Annotated in this window: 9 protein-coding genes (1 of these 9 only partly in view); 5 read left to right on the top strand and 4 right to left on the bottom strand. The window is 74.2% G+C overall.

Features of this window, described 5'->3' with window-relative positions; translation table 11 throughout:
* Positions 1–9: 9 nt before the first annotated feature.
* Positions 10–1,188 carry a S8 family serine peptidase gene (locus tag ACH5AO_RS23560; protein ID WP_398927690.1) on the bottom strand — a complete coding sequence of 393 codons (1,179 nt, stop codon included), beginning with the start codon at positions 1,186–1,188 and terminating at the stop codon, positions 10–12.
* Between the two features lie 500 nt (positions 1,189–1,688).
* Between ACH5AO_RS23560 and ACH5AO_RS23555 the strand changes: the two genes are divergently transcribed.
* The 4 genes from ACH5AO_RS23555 to ACH5AO_RS23540 all read left to right on the top strand — a co-directional run bounded on the left by ACH5AO_RS23555 (position 1,689) and on the right by ACH5AO_RS23540 (position 8,443).
* Positions 1,689–4,613, top strand: a complete 2,925-nt coding sequence (locus ACH5AO_RS23555) for a hypothetical protein (RefSeq protein ID WP_398927688.1) — start codon at positions 1,689–1,691, stop codon at positions 4,611–4,613.
* Positions 4,614–4,674: 61 nt separating this feature from the next.
* A complete protein-coding gene (locus ACH5AO_RS23550) occupies positions 4,675–6,162 on the top strand; it encodes a hypothetical protein (protein WP_398927686.1) in 1,488 nt (495 codons plus the stop codon).
* 160 nt (positions 6,163–6,322) lie between these two features.
* The gene (locus ACH5AO_RS23545) at positions 6,323–7,819 is read left to right on the top strand and encodes a hypothetical protein (RefSeq protein WP_398927684.1); all 1,497 of its coding nucleotides are present in this window, start codon (positions 6,323–6,325) and stop codon (positions 7,817–7,819) included.
* Between the two features lie 213 nt (positions 7,820–8,032).
* Positions 8,033–8,443, top strand: a complete 411-nt coding sequence (locus tag ACH5AO_RS23540) for a MarR family transcriptional regulator (RefSeq protein ID WP_398927682.1) — start codon at positions 8,033–8,035, stop codon at positions 8,441–8,443.
* Positions 8,444–8,502: 59 nt separating this feature from the next.
* On the opposite strand, the gene ACH5AO_RS23535 is transcribed toward ACH5AO_RS23540, so the two are convergent.
* Positions 8,503–10,968: a hypothetical protein gene (locus ACH5AO_RS23535; protein ID WP_398927680.1), complete on the bottom strand. Its 2,466-nt coding sequence runs from the start codon at positions 10,966–10,968 to the stop codon at positions 8,503–8,505.
* A gap of 477 nt (positions 10,969–11,445) precedes the next feature.
* Here ACH5AO_RS23535 and ACH5AO_RS23530 point away from each other — a divergent pair, with 477 nt between their 5' ends.
* On the top strand, positions 11,446–12,444 hold the full coding sequence (locus ACH5AO_RS23530) for a hypothetical protein (RefSeq protein ID WP_398927678.1): 999 nt from the start codon (positions 11,446–11,448) through the stop codon (positions 12,442–12,444).
* A 32-nt stretch (positions 12,445–12,476) separates the two neighbouring features.
* Here the strand turns inward: ACH5AO_RS23530 and ACH5AO_RS23525 are convergent, their stop codons facing one another.
* A complete protein-coding gene (locus ACH5AO_RS23525; RefSeq protein WP_398927676.1) occupies positions 12,477–12,794 on the bottom strand; it encodes a hypothetical protein in 318 nt (105 codons plus the stop codon).
* 640 nt (positions 12,795–13,434) lie between these two features.
* Positions 13,435–19,882: the final stretch of a hypothetical protein gene (locus tag ACH5AO_RS23520; RefSeq protein ID WP_398927869.1), read on the bottom strand. Its footprint extends 20,783 nt past the window's final position; the window shows 6,448 of its 27,231 coding nt (coding positions 20,784–27,231); the start codon falls outside the window, past its right edge; the stop codon is at positions 13,435–13,437.

The following is a 19,882-nucleotide window of genomic DNA, read 5'->3' as shown; positions in this document are numbered from 1 at the left end:
CCGGCCGGGTCAGGTCCGGCCGGAGGGCGCCGGGCGCCGGACGCGCCGCAGGGCCAGCCAGCCGGCCAGCACCAGTGCCGTGACCGCGGCGGTCACGGCCAGCAGCCGGGCGCGCCGGGTCGGGCCCGGCTGTGCGGGCGGCGGCTCGGGGAGGGCGAGGGCGGGCGGGGAGGCGGCGGTGGTCGCCTCCGGCCGGGGCGCGAGCACCGTGGTGACCGCCGCGTAGGGGTCCAGCCACAGGGGTGTGCCCGGATAGGCGGTCAGGCGCAGCCGGTCGGCGACCTGTGGTGCCGTCAGGTCCGGCTCGTGGGAGCGGACCAGTGCGGCCGTCCCGGAGACGAACGCGGCGGCGACGGAGGCCCCGTTGCCCACGTAGTGACCCCGCCCGGCCGGTCCCCGCCCGGTGACGCCGAATCCGGGGGCCGCAAGCTGGGCGTGCCCGGTGCCGTCCTCGTCCGCGACCTCGCCCTCGGCGTCGTACGGGGCCACCGCGACCACGCCGGGCGAGGCCGCGGGCCAGTAGCCGTCCGGCGCGGGGGACTCGGCGGAGGTGCGCACCGTGTCGGGCGCGGCCGGCGCCACGACCAGGGCGTCGTGCCGGGCGGCCGTGCGCAGCGCGTCCTTCAGTGCGGCGGAGGTGCGGGGCAGCGCGGCCGAGACGTGGATGACGGAGGCGCCCGCGTCCACCGCCGCGCGGATGCCGCGGGCGACGGTCGCCGCGTCGGTGGCGCCGGTGGCGTCGGTGCCGCGGACCGCGACGATCCGTGCCCGCGGTGCCACGCCGGAGAAGCCGCTGCCCGCGCTCGGCAGGCCCGCGATGAGGCCGGCGACGAAGGTGCCGTGGCCGATGCAGTCCGCTCCCGCCGACTCTCCGGTCACCCGGTGCCGGAACAGTCCCTTGCGGGTGCTCACCCCGGTGTCGACGACGGCCACGGTCACCCCGGCGCCCTCGCTGAGCGGCTGGACCCGGCTCAGTCCCAGGCGACGTTGTGCCCAGGGCACGGCCTCGGCCACCGTGTCGGACGCCGGTGTGCACCTGCCGTCCGTCGAGGTCGACGGGATCACCCGCAGGGTGAGGGCGGAGGGTGACGGTGCCGCGCCGTCCGCGGCGGCGGGGTGCGCGCAGGCCAGCAGCGTCACGGCGCAGACCGCGGCCGCGAGGGCGGCGCGCGGTGCGGGGCGGGTCACCGCCGTGCGGGGCGGGGTCCGGCCGTTCGCGGTTCCGGCCGGCCCGCGCGCAGAGCTGCGGAGCCCGGAGGACGGCGGCGGGACGTGGGGGGCGCATCGATCAGGCACTGGGTTCTCCGTGGCCGCTCGCTCACAGGACTGAGGCGGAGACGGTGTCCCCCTTCCTCGGCGGACCCGTCCACCCGGGCTCGCGAGACTACCGTAAGCTGTGCCACCTTTTCGCACGGGTCACGTAACACCATGTTGAGTGGTTCCGTGGTGTGATTGACTCACGAATGCCACTATGTTTGGCTGAGAAGGCTCTCGGTATCGAGGGCGGCACATGGAGCATCGCAGCACAGAGAACATCCAGGCGGTCCGCGGGGACGATGTGACCGCAGGACATCACCACCGGGCAGTGAAGTGAGGCCGACCGGCATGGACGCTGGGCCAGAAGCACAGCAGGGGAGCCGTCGGTCCCGCGCGGACCGCGCCTCGTGGCACACCGTCGGCGGCGCCGCATGAGTCTCTTCCCGAACGCGTCCGGACACCGGGGCCGTACCGCGCGCCGCGGGTCCCACGACGGGCACGTGGCCGACGCGGTCCGGCTGGACGGCCGGGACGGCGTCTACGTCGTCCTGCGGGGCGAGCAGTCGCCGCCGTGGCCCGCGGGCACCGAGGAGACGCTGCGCGCCGCGGCGCCCGGAGCGGTGACCGTGCTGTTCACCACCGCGCTCGACGCCCACGAGATGGACGAGACGGCTTCCCTGCTCGCCCCCGTGGTCAACGGGGCGCGCGCCGCCGGGGAGCCGCTCCGGCTCGCCATGTCCGGGGCGGCGTACGCCGCGTCCGGGACCGAACCGCCGGCCCGCCGGCTGAGCGAACACCTCGCCCTCGACGTCGTGGCGCCGTCCGGCCCCGCCGTGGTGGTTCCCGGGGGAAGCCTGTTCACCCCGGACACGGCCCGCGCGGACGACGACGGCGAACCGGCCGGCTGGTGGCGCTTCTCCCCGGGCCGGCCGGCCCATTACCTCGGACTGCGGCTGCCCGCCCCGGTCTGGGAGCCGGCGCTGACCCGGCTGCGCCCCGATCTCGCCGACGGACACGTCCTGCGGCCGGTCCCCGCCGGACTGCTGCTGTGCCCCGACGACGCTCCCGACGGCGCCGGCGGGCTCGCCCACGCCGTGCCGCCGGATCCGCACGGCCCCGTCCTCGTCGTCGGCGTGCCCGGTGGCCGCCCGGTGGACGCGGAGGCCGTGGAAACCGTCGTCGCGGCGCTCCCCCGGCGGGTGCGGGACGGTCTCCTGCTGGTGCCGGGCGACGGACGGGACCTCGTGCCGACGGCGCAGGAGGCCGCCGAGGCCCTGGGCACCCCGCTGCGGGCGGGCAACGGGCTGCCGGTCTTCCTGGACGGTGCGGCCCCGGCCGCCGCGCCGTCGACGATCCTGGTGGACGCGTACGGCCAACCGTCCTGGCAGCCGTACGTCACCTCGGTGCTCTGCGACCCCGATGACGGACCCGGCGCGGGGGCGCGGGCGCTGTCCTGGCGTCTTCCGGACGGCTGGGAGGGCCGGGACCCCGCGGCGCCGGGCGTGCTGCGGCTGGGCCGCTGGCAGGCCACCGCCACCCGGGCCGGGTGGTGGGTGGGCAAACTGGACTGGCAGGCCGAGGCCCCCGCGGCCAGGGCGCCGGAGTCCGACGTGGTCGCCCTGGAACTCGGCATCCGGGGCCGGGCCCTGGACGACTCCCTCTGGCCCGAACTGGAGCTGCTGTTCGAGGCGCTGGACGAGGAGGTGCGGGACCGCGCGATCGTACGGGTCCACGGCAACGTCGGTGCCGACGGCATGCGGACGCTGCGCCGGCTGACGGTCCGGCACGGGCTGGCGCTGGCCGCCCGGGGCCCGCGTGCCGTGCCGTACGCGGCCGACGTGTCCGGGGAGGCGGGCTCGCCGTCCTCCCCGGCCGGCTCGGACCCGTCCGGCACCCGGTGGGAGCCCGAAGTGTCCGAAGTGCCCGCCGCGGCGCGGGCCGAGGAGCCGGCCGGGACGGAGGAGGCCGGTGCGGCCGGAGATCCCGCCGCGTGGAACGCACCGGTCTCCGCCCCTCCTCCCGGCCCGGTGCGGGTGGCCACCACCTCCGGGGGCGGGCTCACCGAACACCCGGCCGCCGGGCGGGACGAGGACACCGGGTCCCGGACGGGGACGGTGGCCGCGGCCTCCTCCGCCGCCGACGGGGCCGGCGGCGCGCCGTCCCCCGCCGTCCCGCCCGGCGCGCCGGCTCCGGGCTCCCCAGGGAGTGCGGACGTGCCCGCGACCGGCCCGGACGACTCCTGGCGGAACCGGCCGGAGACGCGCACACCGGGAAGCCCGGACGACCCCATGGAGCCTTCCGCACCGGGGAACACCGCATGGCCCCTCTCCGAGGGGCAGGACGCGGCCTGGCCCGAGTGGCCGCCCCGTACGGCCGACGGCTCCCTGTTCCCGCCGGTGCCGTCCGAGGAGGACGACGAGGACGACGCCGACGGCCCGTCGGCCGCTTCCCCCGGGCAGGGGGAGGAGGGTGCCGCGCCGGCCGGCGTCCCCGGGCCGGCCCCGGTGGCCCCCGTGGCCCCGGCGCAGCCCGGTCCCCCCGCGCCCGGCACGGGCGAGGGTGAGGCCGTCCGTGTCGTGACCGATGTCCCCGTCATCCCGGCACACCGCAGCGAGCCCGCCGACCGCCGGGGCGTCAGGCCGCTGCTGGCGGCCGACTGGGAGGCGCTCGCGGCCATGGTGCAGCGGGCCCTCACCCACCTGCCCGGACTGCGGACGTCGCACGACATGGAGGGGCTGCGCACCGACCTGATCGCGGTGTCCGGCTATCTGACCGCCTCCGGCGGCACGATGGAGGACGACGCGCTCCGTGCCCGCCTGCGCCACCGGGACGCCGCCGTCGTGGCGCTGCTGGGATGCGTCGCCTCGGGCCTGAGCCATCTGCCGTGTCACCGGGGCGTGGCCCTGCGTACGGCGGGACTGCTGAGCGAGGACCACGCCCTGCTGCCCGGTGAGGAGGTGGGGGAGGCGGTGCCCGTACGGGCCGCCGCGGTGGGTGCCGCCTACGGGGCCGTCGCCGAGGACCACTACCTCCTGTGGTCGGCCACCGGACGCCGGACGGACGCCCTCGTGCCCGGCGGTGACGGTCCGGGACAGGTCCTCTTCGCGCCGGGCACCCGCTTCCGGGTGCTGGACACCGTGTCCCGGGGCGGCGCGAGGAGCGTGCTCCTGCGGGAACTGGCTCCGCACGAGGACGTCGGTGTACCGGGCCGCCTCACCGACGCCGACCGTCGGATCCTCGACCGGCTCACGGCCGTCGTCGAGGCACCGCCGACGAGGAACGACGAAGCGGCGAACGCGCCCCGCGGTGCCCTCGGGGTCTTCGCCGAGGGCGCGTTCACGGCCATGCCTGCCTGAAGCCTCCGGCGGCTGAGCGAGCCGGAGGGAGAACCACCAACCCGATTCCTCGAGGAGCATGATGAGCCCACAGAGCCAGCCCGCACAGGCCTCCCGGCCGGGCGCGGCGGCGGCACCGGCACGCATCAGGCGCGCCGTCACCCTTCCGGGGCCGGGCGGTGAGCAGCCGGAGCGGACTCCGGTCCGGTCCGACGTCACTTCCCCTCCGGTCACTTCGTCCTCGGGCACGGCGTCGTCCGCGCAGCCGCCCGCGGCCGCTTCCCAGGCATCCCGGACATCCCAGGCATCCGGCCAGGCCCGTGCCTGGCTGGGTGCCCGGCGCGCCTCCCGCCCGTCCCGTACGCCGGACACCGGCGCGGCGGAGCCGAGCGCCCTGACGGCCTTCGTCCCGGACGCCGAGGGCGCCGGGAGGAGGACCGCGACCGCCGGGCGGGAGGCCGCCGCCGGGACCGCTCCGCAGTCCCGGGCCGTCCACAAGCCGGTACTGGTGGCGGCGGCCGTCGCCGGTGCCGTCCTCGCGGCGGTGCCGTTCATTCCGCAGCGCGGCGGCACGGTCAACTACGAGGGGCAGGGCGCCAATCCGGTCGCCACGTTCGCCGCGGAGGGCGGGGCCAAGGAGCCGGACGGCCAGTCCAGTTCGCTGCCGCTCGACGACGCGGGCGATTCCCGGGGCGTGCCGGCCGTACCGCTGCCCGGCCCGTCGGAGCCGGACCGCGACCCGGCCGCCGGGACGCGTGGCACCGAGAGGAGCGCGGGTTCCGAGGGTGCGCGCGAGCACGCGAAGCCGAGTACGGACGAGAAGAAGCCGGGCACGGACGAGAAGGACCCGGGCACGGACGGAAAGAAGCCGGGCACGGACGGGAAGGACCCGGGCCGGAAGGACCCCGCCCACCGGTATGTGTCGGCGGTCTCCGGGGGCCTGGCCTCCGGGGGCGCGATCGCCGGGGACAAGGCGCCGCACGGGACGACGGCGGACGACGGCGCCGGCCGGACGCAGCGGAGGACGGTGGCGTCCACCCTCGGGGCGAAGTCGTCCGGCACGTCCGGCACCGTGCACACGAAGCAGGCGGCCCAGTCCGAGCAGCCGGTGCGGAAGGAGGCCCCGGCGCAGACCGCCGAGCGGCAGGCGCCGGCGAACAGGACGGCCAGGACCGTCGCGCCCGCCGTGACCCCCGTGAGCAGGAGGACGGAGGAGAAGGAGGCCGTCGGGCGTCCCGTGGAGCGCGTCATCGCGGCCACCTACGTCCTGAGCCCCGGGCAGCCGGTCACCAGCGGCGGCACCGGCCTGTCGATGGAGGCCGACGGCAACCTGGTGGTCAGGGACGACACCGGCGTCGTGCGCTGGGCGGCGAACACGGCCGGCCTCGGCCATCACGCCGTGTTCCAGGCCGACGGCAACCTCGTCGTGGTGGCCGCCGACGGCCGCGCCGTCTGGTCCTCGGGCACGGCCGGCCATCCCGGCGCCTCCCTGGCGGTGCAGACCAGTGGCCGGGTCCTGATCCGGTCGTCCGGCGGCACCGTCCTGTGGAGCGTCGGCGTCTCCAGGTGAGCCGAACCGCACACCGTGCCGTTTCCTCCGTCCGCACCGGGAGGGAACGGCACGCCGGTTCCGGTTTCGGTACGGGGCCCCGCCGCTCGCACTGCCGGTGCCCATGACGACACAGCCCAAGACGAGGACCGTACGACCGCAGTCCTCGGGAGAAGGGACCATGATCCTGCGGAGTGCGGCCTGTCGTCCCGAACGGGCTCCCCGGAGCACCGCCGCGCCCCTGACGGTTTCGGACGCGGGCGAACGGATGCACCTGGTGCACGCGGACGGCGCACCCGGCCGATGGCTCACCGACCTGGCGGGCCGGCTCGGTCCCGTCCGTCCCGGCGAAGCCGTCCTCCTGGTCGGCACACCGCTGCACGGGACGGACCACGGGGACCTGTGCGACCTGCTGGCCCCGGTCCTCGAGGCGGACAGGGACGCCCATGTGCGTCTGCTGCTGCTGGTGATGTCCACCGGAGCGGAGGACCGCGGGATCCGTCCCTCGGCGGCCCGGCTGATCGCGGAGCGCTGGGGATTCGACGTCCTGGCCGCGAGCGGAGCCGCGCTGGTCGCCCCGGACGGCTCCCTCTTCTCCCCCGATCTGCCCGGCGAGCCCGGCGGCTGGTGGCACTTCGCCCCGGGCGCGGTGCCCCGGCCGGTGAGCAGCCGTCTGCCGGTCTCCGGGTGGGAGGCCGGCCTGAAGGGGATGGCGGGACAGGAGGTGGCCGGACACGTCGTCGAGCCCGTGCCCGCCGGGCTCGTGGTCCGGCCGTCGGGCCCCGTCTCCGACGTCGCGCGCACCCTGCCGCACACCGTCCCTCCGGACCGTGCCGGGCCGCAGTTGATCGTCGCGTCGCCGGCCGTGCCCGCGGCGGTGCCGGCGGTGGTCATGGCCGCCCTGCCGGAATCCGTTCGCGAGGCGACGCGGCTGCTGTCGCTGGACGTGCGGTCCGTGGTGCGTACCGGTCACCAGGTGGCGCGGCTCCTCAGGGCCCCCGTACGGGTGGGCCTGGGCCTGCCGGTGATGGTGAACGGTGCCCTGCGTGACGGGGCCTCGGCCGGTGACGCCACCACGGAACTGCGCACGATCGACGCGGGGGGCGTGCCGTCCTGGCGTCCCTTCGCGCAGACGGTCGTGTGCGGGCCCGCCTCCGGCCCGGACGCCGCGCGGGTGCGCGTGACCGAGTGGCGCGTCCCCGCCGCGTCGCTGAGCGGGGGCACGGAACCGGACGCGCTGCCGCTGGACCGGGACTGGGCGGCCGCGGTGACTCCGGCGGGGCTCTGGATCGGCCCGCGCGGCGAGATACCGCCGTCGGCCGCCTCCACGCGTGCCGTGTCCGCCGACACGGTCGCCCTCGACCTCGGCGTGGATCGCGGGCCGCACGACTCCCTGTGGCGTGCTCTGGACGTCCTGTTCGATCAACTGGAGACCGAGGTGCGGGAACGGGCCGTGGTGCACGTCCACGGTCCTCTCGGCGCGGAGGGCCGGAAGCACCTGCGCCACGTCACGGCCCGGCACGGAGTCCGGCTCGCGCCTTCGGCCCGGCGCGACCGCGGCGGTGCGCAGGTGTCCTCGCCGTCCCCCGGTCCGGACGCCGGCGCCGGTCCCGGACCGGGGGACGGCGAGGAGAACGCGGCGTACGCCCGGCTCCGGGCGTGGCTGGAGACCGTCTGACGGACGGTGTGACACTCCTCCGCCGGCCGGCCGGGCGTGCGGACGCCGGTGCCGTGGCGGAGACCGGGCGGGACGGTCCGTCGCGGGGCCGCGGCCACATATCATGATCATTGGCGCTGTTTCATCCGCCGGATCACGCTGTCGGCGGTCCGGCGACGTCCGCCGTGTCGCGTAGGCCCGTACCTCTCCTCCCCCGGCGTTTCTGGAGTACCCATGTCCCTGTTAGTGACCTTGCTCGCGCTGCTCTCGGTGTCCGTGGTCTCGGCCGCGGTGGCCGTCTGCCTCCGCCGGCCCGGCCGCCGGAGATCGAAGAAGGCGTCGGACCTGGTCCTGTCCCATCTGAGCGACCACTGCTGCAGCACGCAGGAGGCGATCCAGGCGGCGACGGGTCTGAACGCGCCGCAGACGCTCTCCGTCATCGAGGAACTCCGGGCCCGGGGACTGGTGGAGCGGCGGGTGGACCGCCGCGACCCGTCCGTCCTCCAGCACCACCTGGTCAAGCGGGCACCGGGAGCGGAACGGTGTCACACGCCGGCGGTCTTCGAACCCCCGTCCGCGTACACCGGCGTCCCGGCGGGGCCTGCCGCCGACGGCCGGACTCCCCTCTCGTACGCCGGGGAGTGAGCACCCGCGCCGTCCCTCCCCCGTCCCGGCTCCGTGACGGGGGAGGGACGGCGCGACGGTCACCGCCGGTCGGCCGGTGAGCGGCCGAGGACGCGCGACAGGTCGGCGCCCAGGTTCACGTCACAGAACCCCGTCTTCGTGTCCGGAGGCGTATCGGCGTCCCCTCCCGGAAGGTTCGCGGCCGGTCCGACGAGCCGTCCGTCCGTGCCGATGTCGAGCGAGACGACCGGACCGTCAACCGTCTTGGGCAGCGAGACCGGCAGGCCGTCCTCGGTGAGGACCCGGAGGGCACCCTCCATGTTGATCACCCACAGGGGTCCCTCGTGCAGGCCGAAGACCAGTGAGCGCGATCCCCAGTCCGTGAGTACTTCGTCGGTCAGGCGGTCGAATTCGTCGGCGACCGGGTCCTCCCACACGCGCAGCGCCGGTCGGATCCCGGCGTCGAACTCCTCGATCAGAGCCGTGGCGTCCCGACGTACCCGGGGAGAGGGGAGCGCGGTCGGCCGTTCCTGTGGACCGGGGGGCCGCTCCCGCATCAGTCGGTCGAGCACGTCGACCACGGCCGGTGACACGTGTTCGATCGTGGCGCCGGGGTAGTGACCGTCCACCAGCGCCTGGGCCGTGTCCCGGTCCGCGTCCGTCACGGCCTCCGTGCTCGGCCCCGTGTTCGTCGTCTCCCATGTGGCGAGCGCCTTCGCCACTCTTTCGTAGCCGGGTGTCCCCGGCTCGAGGGTGGCGAGCCTCTCCCGGAGGGCGCGTCTGCTGATGTCGTCGCCGCTCGGGCTGTCGACGTGCACGGGGTAGGCCCGCACCGCGTCGCCGCCACGGGGACGACCAAGTTCCTCCGGGGGCCGCGGCAGGAAGGACAGCCACAGCTGTTCCTGGCCCGACTCCTGCCGGTCCAGCGAAAGGGAATTGCCGACCTGCGTATGCGCCGCGTACACCACCCGGCCGGTGGCGTCGGCGACGGCCTGGGCCAGGGTGGCTCCGTAACAGACCACAAGAACGATGCGGGTGTCCGGGGAGAGAGGATGCTCCCGCAGGAATCTGGCCATGAACGCGCCGAATTCCTGGGCGTTCACATAGAGGGGTTCCTGTGCCTCTCCGTTCTTCTGCAGTACGGCGTAACCCGGCACTCCGTGCGACATCCAGAACCACGTGTCCTGCGACCAGGGGACCGGACGCTCGTCTCCCGGAATGTCCACGAACGTGCCGTCGCGTGCGATCCTCTGGGAATAGGTTTCCACATCACTGAGGTCCTGCAGTCCCATCTCCCGGTCGAGCGTTTCTTCCGGGCTGTGGCTGAATGCTCCGACCGGACGTTTGCTGTCGAAGTCAACGATCACGTCGAGCCGTATGTCCCCATCCATGACGGGCCCCGAGTAAGTGTTCAGGGAACTGCTCGAATCCATCTCCCTCATGTCGGACGGGAGCACCTTGGCCCATCGTCCGAACTCATTGTCCGGCAGATGGATCACTACAGAGTCGGTGTCGTACGGGTCGACTCCGAATGAGGATTTCTGAGAGGTGAACCATACGGTTCGATTGCTCATGAGTGCCGTGAATCGAGCAAGGCCCCAGAGAGCCCGTGGAGTGCGGGAGTTGATGACCATGACGATCGGGACATCCCGCTGGAGGCCGACCAGTTCCGGGTCGCTCGACACGATCTCCGCGAACTCGTGGACGTGCTTTGCCTCCACCTCGCCGTTCTCCAGCAGCACGACCTTTCCGAAGTCGTCGTCCCAGATGGCCCGGACGAGGAACACCGGCTGGTCGCCCCAGGGGCTGCGCCTTCCCCGCGAGACGCCTTGATAACCCTGCGCCAGAATATAGTTTCCCGTATCAAAGAATTGCTGGACGGGAGGACTCATGAAGTCATAGTCCGCCCCTTGCACGGCGTGCGACGTGTTCGCGAATCTGCGGACGTGCTGGTGGACCGACAGATGGCCGGCAGCACTCCGGCTGCCGCCCCGGAGAAGCACCGGTCCGCCGTTCAGCAGTTCCTGGACCGCCGCCTCGGCTTGGGCCCGGGTGTTCATCAGGGGCGGTCTCGTCCGTTTGACCTGTTGGACCGCGGCGTCCAGTTCCTCATTGGTGACATGCCGGCTGAATTCGGCGCCCGCCGTGCTGACGAGAACACTTCGCACATCGGTGAGCAGAAAGTGGTCCCTACCGCTTTCCTGCCGCGTGGGTGAATCCGGATCGGCCGCGGGCAGCTCCCTCCTGGCGTCCTCGCGCTGGATCCGGTCGTGGACGGCACGCAGAAGCCGATGACGGAGGGCTTCCGTCATGCCCCGCTCCGTCAGCCGCTGCGGCGCGATCCTGGCCAACGCGCGCAACGCCTCTTCCGGCGTCAGACCGGGAGGCGGCTCGTCGACCGTCTTCAGATAGATGGATGCGACCTGCCGGAGGTCTCCCGCGAAGTCCCGCACATCGGCTGCCCGGAGAGGGGAGGAACCCGAACCGTCCATGACATCCATGAGCGGCGAGGGGAATCCGAAACAAATTCTGTCGGTTCTGGCCATGTTCATCGTTTCCTAGGGGGAATTGCGCTTCTCGGTGCCGCGGCCCGGAACACCGCGTCGGCCCGCGCGCTCGGCTCCCGCCCCCTGTCCGGGATGTCGAGTGATCACAATGGGTGACCGACACCATGTGCTGAACGTTGGCACCCTGTGACAACAACCACGGGTGACATCGCGGCGGTCCGGTCGGCGCCGTCCGGGGCGACTGCCGGACTCCTGCGACGGCGGAGTACGGCCGACCCCTGCTCCCGGGGCCCATGACCGTGCCCGCCGTTCCGCGTCGTCCGTCCGGTGCGGGAAGGAGCCTCCCGGTGAACACTCTGTCACATTGTTGCAAGATGTCTGAGTCGATCATGAGCGAAAGTGTTACTTCCGGTGGGGAACGGTGTTATCCTCGCGAGGAGTTCTTTCTCCATCCGGTGTCCGGTGCTGTCGCCCGGCCCCTCCCCCGGCCGTCCACGGCCTCTCCCAGGAGGATCCATGAGTCGGGACGGAACCCGGCGCCACGACGATACGGCGAGCATCAGGCGAGCGGTGATGCTGCCCGGGTTCGGGGACACCCCCCGGGAGAGTGTGCCGCAGACGCTCCTCGACGCGTTCGCCGACGAGACCGAGCAGGCGACCTCGCCCGGCACGCCGCCCGCGGACGCGGACACCGCCCCGGCCCGTGCGGGCACGGACGGGGGCGACGTCACCCCTCCCGAGGAGGCGCACTCCGAGCCGACGGGCCGGCATCGTCAGCGCAAGCCGCGCGCCCGCAGGAAGCCCGCGTTCGTCGCGGCGGCCGCCGTGGGCGCGGTGCTGACCGCGATGCCGTTCCTCTCCCAGGGCGGCTCCGGCCGACACGACTCACAGGGCCGGCCCACGCCCTCCACCACGGTCCCGGACGAGGAGGGCTTCCTGGACGCGGCCGAGGGGCCCGGGGAGACGGCCGAGCCCGTCACCCTCGCGGGCGCGCAGGTGCGCGGCCCCGAGGGGCCGGCAGGCGCGTCGCCGGATCCGCGTTCCTCCGCCGGCCGGACGGCGGGCGGCGAGGACGCCGGCACCGTCTCCGCCCACGCCGGAGGGAAGTCCTCACACGCTCCCTCCCGGAACGCCCCGCGCGGCACGGTGAAGCCCGTTCCCCGCACGACGCAGCCGGTGCGGACCGGCTCGGTGGTCGTCGGCACCCATGTCTTCCGCGCGGGAGCGCCGGTCCGGGCCGGCGCCGCCTCGGTGTCGATGGAACCCGACGGCAACTTCGTCGTGCGGGACGGTTCGGGTGTCGTGCGCTGGGCCGCGAACACGGCCTCCCTGGCGGACCGCGCGGTCTTCCAGTCCGACGGCAACCTCGTCGTGGTGGCCGCCGACGGGACGACGGTGTGGCACTCCGGGACCGCCGGGCACCCGGGAGCGGAGCTGGTGCTCCAGGAATCCGGCCGTCTGCTCATCAGGTCGGCCGCCGGGGCCGTGCTGTGGAGCGCCGGTGGCGGGGGCTGAGAGGTCCGCGCCGACAGCGGCCCGCGGGCGGATCACTCGCCGACCGCTCGACGACGCCTCGTCACGGAGCCGTCACACCCCCGAGTCCGGCCGGTCTTCGGGGCGGCGTGCCGAGGGCGCTGCCCGCGGGCCCCTCCGGGGTCGGCGGGATCCGCGACGCGCACGGAGTCCCCGTGGGAATCGGGACCGTCGAGACGGTGCAGGGACTCGGTTATGACACGGGTGCGCGCCGCGACCACGGCGAGTTCCTCGCACAGCGTCTGAACCCGCGCCTCCAACAGCACGGCCTCCGCGGTCAGTGACGCGATCGTCTCCATGAGGTCGTCGCGGTCTTTGATGTTCTGGGGCACGAAGCGTCCTTCTCTGAGGTGGGCCGGGGCGTGCCCGGTCCGTTACGGGTGGGGGGACAAGGGACCGGGGACCCTCAGCCGGCGGGAGCGCGTCCCGGGCGCCGGACGGTCGCCGTCCGGCGCCCGGGGCCCACCGGTGGGCGCCCCGGGGCACCGGCGCACGCGGGGATCCGCGGCCGGGCGGCCGGGGCGGCACGGTCCGTACCGCGGTCCGTGGGTGACGGACCGCGGTGGAGGGGCGGTGTCCGGGACCCGCCGCGGGATGCGGGGCGGGACAGGACACCTGTCGGCACCGGTACGGCGGAAGCGAGCCGGTGCCCGGCGGCGTGCGTCGTCGGCGCGGTCTCGCGCGTGAACCCGTTCACCTCGGGTGGTCTCCTTCCTCGCGTGCCGGTGCGCGGCACTTCATGGGCGCTTCCCGTAGGACCGGACGGCCCCGACTTCTGTGACAGGTCCTCGCGCGGACATGCCGGCCGCCCCGTGGGAAGGCTCCCGGCGGCCGGTCCCGGCACCCTTCGCGCGCGGCCGCCGAAGCCGCGACAGTCCAGGAGGAGCGCCGCGCTGCTGGAGGAAGTACCGAACGGCCGGCACGTCCAGGACGGGAGCCGGACCGGCCGGCGGGTGCCCGCCGGCGGCTCGGTCACATCACGTGCCGGAGATCGGCGCCGAACGATATCCCGCAGAAGCGCGTGGCCTCCTCGCCCGCCTCCGCCAGTCGCGGGGGCGGATCGATCAGCCGGGCGTCCGGATCGAGGTCGATCGACCGGACCTCCCCCTGAGCCGACCGGGGCGCCGACACGGGCGTGCCCGCCTGGTCCCACCAGCTGATCCGGCCCGCCGCGTTCAAGGCCCACAGGGCCCTGCCGGGAACCACGCCCAGTACCAGCGCGCGGGCGCCGCTGCCCGCGTCCGTCAGCCGCTGTTCCAGGTCCTGGACGGCCTCGGGAAGCGGCCGGTCCCAGGTGCGTGTGGCGTGCGCGACGCGCTCCCGGTACCTCATGGGCCGTGACCGGTGGTGAGCGGCGACGTACCGCTCCCACGCCTCCCTGCGGGTCGCCGGGGCCCGCCCGCCGTCGTCCACGGGCACGCGGACCGCCTCCAGCAGGGCCTCGGCTGCGGGCGACAGGGGCAGTCCGAGGGCGAGCCCGGGAAAGCGCGGCGCCGCGGAATCCGGGAGCACCGCGTCGTGACCGGGAGCGAGCACCCGGCCGTCGGCCGCCACCTCGAGCGAGAGGTGGGAGCCCTCGACGGGCGGTCGTACCCGGTCGCCCGTGGTGTGGTCGTACCAGACCGTGTCCCCGCGCAGGTGCACCGCCTCCAGGAACAGGGGGCCACTCACCCCGGGCGGGTCCAGATCGGCCACGAGGGCCCGCGCGCCGAGTCCCGCTCCGCGCAGCCTGCGGTCAAGCGCCGCGACGGACTCCCGCACCGTGTCCTCGGACCACGCCCGGAACGCCGACACCATCCGCGACGCCTCCGTCACCGTGGCCTCGGCCGGCGTCGGGGAGGGGCTCTCCTCCGCCCGCTCCGGTGTCGTGGCGAGGGCCGCGACGGGACCGTCCGGCTCCTGGGACTCCGCGCGCCGCGGAACACCGTCGGCGTGCCCCGCCGCCTCCTCCGCCGGCAGGTCCGCCGCGATCCGGTCGGCGATCAGCGCGGACTGGGCGGTGAGGTTGAGCCACTGCTCGAAGGGGGTCAGCGCCGCCCTGTGCGACAGGATGATCCGATCGTCCAGGGGCACGGAGATGCCGCGCTCCGTGAGAAGGGCGTCGATCCGCTCCCTCAGGGAGGCCATCTCGGGCGGGCTGAGCACCGGACCCGACAGCGGAGCCCGCCGCGACCGCGGCCGCGGCCCCCCGAAGGCCTCGTACATGGCGGCCAGCGGACCGCGTACGTGCTCGGGGTACGTACGGCCGCCCAGGACCTCGCCCACCATGTACTCCGCCACGAATTCGGACGGATGGGTGCGGGCGTAGTCGCTGACGTGGGCCGCCAGTTCCTCCGCCTCGGGCAGGAACACCGAGTACTCGAGGTCGGCGTAGCGGTGCGGGCTGTGCTGGTAGTGCACCAGGTGGGCGATCTCGTGCAGGGCGACACCGAGGCTCTTGTGCTCCAGCATCCCGTCGACGCTGTAGGAGGCGTCCGCGTCGTGGCCGATGGCGAGGGACGGGGAGGAGAGGGGCGTGAGGACGAAACCGTTCGGCGGGACGAACACACCCATGTCGTCCTGCTCGAGGACCCCGTCCACCGTCGTCGCCTGGAAGTCGAGCTCCGTTCCGCCGGAATCCGGGGACCGCCGCACCACCAGGTGGCGGTGATAGCGCGGCAGGTAGACGGTGACGCCGGGAGGCAGCGGGTGGCCCGCGTCATGGTGGAGGCCGAGCGCCAGGTCGAACACCTCGAGGCGCCGGAAGGCCCGCTCGTCGTCCTCCCCCGTGTGGTGGACCAGCCGCGTGACCGGCTCGTCCTCCAGTTGCTCCTCGAAGGGACCGGGGTTCGCCTCGTACGGGACGGTCGTGTCACGCCGTTCGAGATACGTCTCCAGTTCGGGATAGTCCTCCGCGTACTCCCCGGCCACCGAGCGGAGCGTGTGGTCGTCCACCCCGTCCAGCCGGATCCCCGCGTTCTTCTGGACCGCGCGGATCGTATCCGCGAGGTTGTACTGCCGGAGGAACCGGGCGACGGCCTCGTGCGACAGTTCCCCCTCCTCCGTACGCGGCAGGGCGAGGTGGGCGGGTTCGCCGGCCGCCGGGGACACGCCGCGTACGTACGGGGTGAGAGCGGGCGCCGGTCCGGCGTCGGCCGTCCGGGACGTGGACGGCCCGTCGCCGGGCCCGGCCGGCCGGTTCGCGCCGCCGCGCAGCCCCGCGGGCTTTCCGCCGTTGGCGATGGCGTCCGCCACGTCGGAGATCAGCTTCTTCTCCGGGGTGTTGCGCCGCTGCGGGACGATCTGCAGCATCCCGAGCACCAGGTTCTCGTCCGCCTGTCCGGGCCACTGCTTCTGGGCGAGCTGACGGTTGACCTCACCGAGCAGGGAGCCGAGCGCGGCTCCCTGCCGGCGCCCGCCCGCGACGACGGAGGCGACCGCGCGGGCCGCCTGCTCCCCCGCGAACTCCAGCGCCTTGACGACCGCGCCCTGCGCCCGTGCCGTACGCGGTGCGGCGGCGGCGCCCGGGGCGGCCGCGGCCAGCGACGCCGAGGCCCGGTCCAGGGCGTCGGGCGCCGCGCTCTCGGCCAGGGCGGAGAACACGTCCAGTCCCCTGGCGGCCAGGATGCCCTCGGCCACGACGAGGTCGGCCGCCGCCTTCGCGAGCGCCTGCGGCTTGCCCGCCGCCCCCTTCAGGGCGTTCAGAGCGGTGTGGTAGGCGCCGACGTGTGCCCAGACCCGCGGCCCGCGGTCGGCCGGCACGGGCACCCGGTCGGGCAGGGGCACGGGCTCCGCGGGCGGCACGGTGCCGGACTGGCCGCGGGTCACCCTCAGCCTCGACCCGACGAGGAGCGGGTCCTCCCGTACGACCGCCAGGCTCTGCGGGCCGTCGGTGTAACGGCTGCCGCCCCACCAGTACCGGTTGCCGCTGCGGGAGGTGCTGACCGCGTACACCACGAGGTCCACCCGGCCGTCGTCCGCCAGCGCCCAGAAGTGGGACACTCCGCCGCTGCCGCCGTCCAGGTGCGCGTGCAGGGCGGTGTTGACCGCCACCTGGGCTCCCTGTTCCCGCTGGCCCTCCATGTGCCGGGCCAGCCGTTCGAGGACGGCCGCCTGCGCGTCGGTGAAGTCGGCGGCCGTCAGCCCGGCGCCGTAGCGGACCCGGCCGCTCAGCCGCCAGGTGGCGGCCGCGTGGGCCCGGAACTCGGTGAACCGCTGGACGCGCTCCCGTTCCGCGCGGGCGGCAGCCTCGTGGAGTTCGTCCACGTACGCGTTCCAGGCCGTGGCGGCCGCGCGCCGCAGCCGGTCGTGGGAGTCACCCGCCGGATCCGCGTCGATGGAGTCGGCGAAGCCGGCGAAGGCCCGGTCGAAGGTCAGGACGTCCTGCGGACCGGCCTGTTCCCTCTGGCGGAGATGGCCCCGCAGCGTGTACATGGGCAGGAGTTCGGGCCGCAGCGCGAGTTCCTCGGCCAGCCCCGGCCTGTCCTCCAGGAGCGTGAGCACTTCCGGGGTGTCGCCCATGGTGCGGGCCAGTACCTGGCCGAGCGGGCTGTCGGCGAGCAGAGCGACCTCGGGGGACTGGGCGCGTACGGCCACAGCGGGGCGTACGGGCCGGGACCCGCCGTCCTGCCGGCGGGCCGGGGAGTCCGGGGCCGCGGCGGAGGACACTCCGCTCCCGCGGCCGGCCGGGAGGACCGCCGGGGCGGGGGCGGCGGGCTTGCGGGCGTCGAGCGCCGCCGGCAGCCGGCCCGGGTCGTCGTGGTGGATCAGCTCGGCGAACGTCTGCGGCTCCCGGGCCTTCAGCTCCCGCACCCGCTCGGCGAAGGACGTGTCCTCGGCGGCCCTGCGCTGCCAGTCGGGCCGGGCCAGGAAGAGCGCCGCGAACTCCGGGTCGCCGCCGAGGAGCGGCATGACGCCGCGCCGGAGCAGTGCCGCCTGCAGGCGCGGCGCGAAGTCCGCGTCCGGGGTGGGTCCGGTCTCCGCCAGCAGCCTCGTCACTCCGGCGTACTGGTTCAGGGACCGTCGCAGCTGGCCCTTCATGAGCGGGGCCAGCCCGGGATGCCGCAGGAGCGCCCGCCACAGCGCGCTGTCCCCGGTGATCTCGTCGATGAGGGTCGGGTACAGCCGCAGGCCGGCCACCAGCGACGGCGCGTCGATCAGCGCGCGGGCCGCCTTCTGGTCGGCGAGCAGGGCGGCGGTCAGGCGGGTGCGGGAGGCGGACAGGAACAGGTGCCGCAGGTCGTCGCGGTCCGCGAGGGCTGCGGCGAGCTCCCTGGTCCGGATCAGCAGGACGTGCAGGGAGCCGTTGCCCGTGAGCGCGGGGCGCGACTCCTTCGGGGTGCGCGCGACAGCGGTGACGAATTCGGGTGCGGTGGGCAGGACGACGGCCAGCTTGGGCGAGCTCAGCACATCGGCCGCGACGTCGGGGTGGGCGCGGAGCCGCTCCAGCAGCGGCTCACCGGACAGGAACGCCTCGAACTGCTGCTGCGTCGCGAAACTCCTGCCGTTCCGCAGCTCACGTGTGACCTGCGGCAGGGCGTCGAGCCGGGACACGTCCCCGGCTCCCCGCCGGAGCACGGCCCGCAGCCGGCCCTCGGTGGCGAGAACCGTCGCCACCGTGTCCTCCGACGCTTCGGACAGGGCCTGGAGGAGATCCGGTCGCTTCGGCAGCTCGGTGAACACGGGGGACAGTGCCCCGCCCTTCTCCACCGCGGGGACGGTGCGGGCCACGGCGGCGGCTGCCGCGGGGCTCCCCTCCAGGAACGCGCGCAGCTTCGGGTCGGCGAGATCCCCCCAGTGGAGCCTCTGGCCGTACAGGAAGTTGTACTGGATCGCGTAGAGGGGCGCCAGCTCGCCGTTGTCCGCCAGCGCGGCGACGGTTTCCGGTGCGGTGGCCAGGACCGTCCGTATCGACGCGACCCGGAGGTATTGGGTCCGCAGGCCGCTGTGGGCGCTCAGAACGCGGAGGAGGCGGGGATCGTTCAGCAGGGGCCGCACGGCCTCGGGGTTGTGGTGCCACAGTTCCAGGACCATGGAATCGGCCTGGAGAAGGGTGCGGAAACCGGGAACGAAGGCGACGGCGTACGCCAGCGCCGCGTCGCCGCGGACGGCCTGCGCCAGATCGGCGTTCTGGGACACCTCCTCGTACACACCGACGATCCGGTCGATCTCCGCCTGGTCGACGGGCGGGGAGATCTTCCGCAGCTGTTTGCGCAGGGTGTCGGGCCGAGGCGCGTCGGGGGAGGCCAGCAGGTCGACGACCGGCCTCAGGGACACGTCGACGGGGAATCCGCTGGGGTCCAGTTCGGCGTCGCCGAGATCACGGATCCTGTGCAGCAGGGCCTGGCCGCGCACTCCCTTCTTGCTCGGCGGCGCGGCCGCCGCGGTGTCGAACTCCTCGGGGCGCGCCGCCCATGCCGCGGCGAACCCGGGCCGGGCGAGGGCCTCCGCCAGGATCCGGGGGTTCTCCAGCAGCACCCGCGCGGTGTCGGACGGCGAGGGCCCCGACAGCGTGTTCCGGTGGAGCACGCGCAGCAGGTCCGCGTCGTCCCACAGCCGCCGCCAGTGGTCGGCGGACAGGCCGGGCACGGTCTCGGACAGATACCGCAGCAGTCCGGGAACGGCTTCGAGCCGGCCCACCACCTCGTCGAGGGAGCCGTCCCCTACGAGGCCCGCCGCCAGAGACGGATGCCGGGCGAGCACGGGAAGGAGCCCGATGTCCTCGGAGGTCAGCGCGGCCGGCGCGGAAGGCTCCTTGTGCAGGAGCAGGGCGACGGCGCCGGAGGACTCCGCGGCGGCGGCCGTCAGACGCGGGTCCTCGATCATCGCCTCCCGGAGACCGGGTATCTCTTCCAGATAGCGCCACGTATAACTCCCGTGGAAGATCTCGATGAAGTGCGGATGACTGAACAACAGCCCCGGCATCGCCTTCTCGAATTTTTCGAATTCCTCCTGTGCGCGCCTCCTGACGGCCGCGAATTCGGCTTCGTTGTCCTTGCCGACCGAGTACAGAGGCAGAAGCCTGAGCACCGTCAGAACGGTCTTCAGGTGCTGCACGGGAACGTGCGCGACCGCGTCACGCCGATAACGGATGAACAGACTGGCGGCCGGGGAAAGCAGCGGACGTATCAGGTGTGCCTGCATGTCCTCCCCCCATTCGGCCAGCTTCTTGAGCAGCCCGGGCACGGTCACGGCGGCGTGGCGGGCGTCGGCGTCGGCCAGGAGGAACGTCCAGCCCGGATGCCATGAGGTGAGGCGGTCGGCCAGGTATTCGGGGCCCAGGGAGGCGATCTCGTCCGCCGAGGGGGCGGCACCGACGGGCACGGGTGCGACGGCTTCCCTCAGCGCCGTCAGCAGCTCTCCGTCCGGAATCCCGTCGAAATGCGCGGGATCCCAGGAGAGGAGCGTCGCGGCATCGGGATTGGCGGTCGCCGCCTCCAGC

Origin of the sequence: Streptomyces sp. NPDC018964 (genome assembly GCF_044390325.1) — a bacterium.
In the GTDB taxonomy this organism is placed as follows: Bacteria; Actinomycetota; Actinomycetes; order Streptomycetales; family Streptomycetaceae; genus Streptomyces.
The sequence above is the reverse complement of the archived record's forward strand: the minus strand, read 5'-3'. Positions and strand labels throughout refer to the sequence as shown.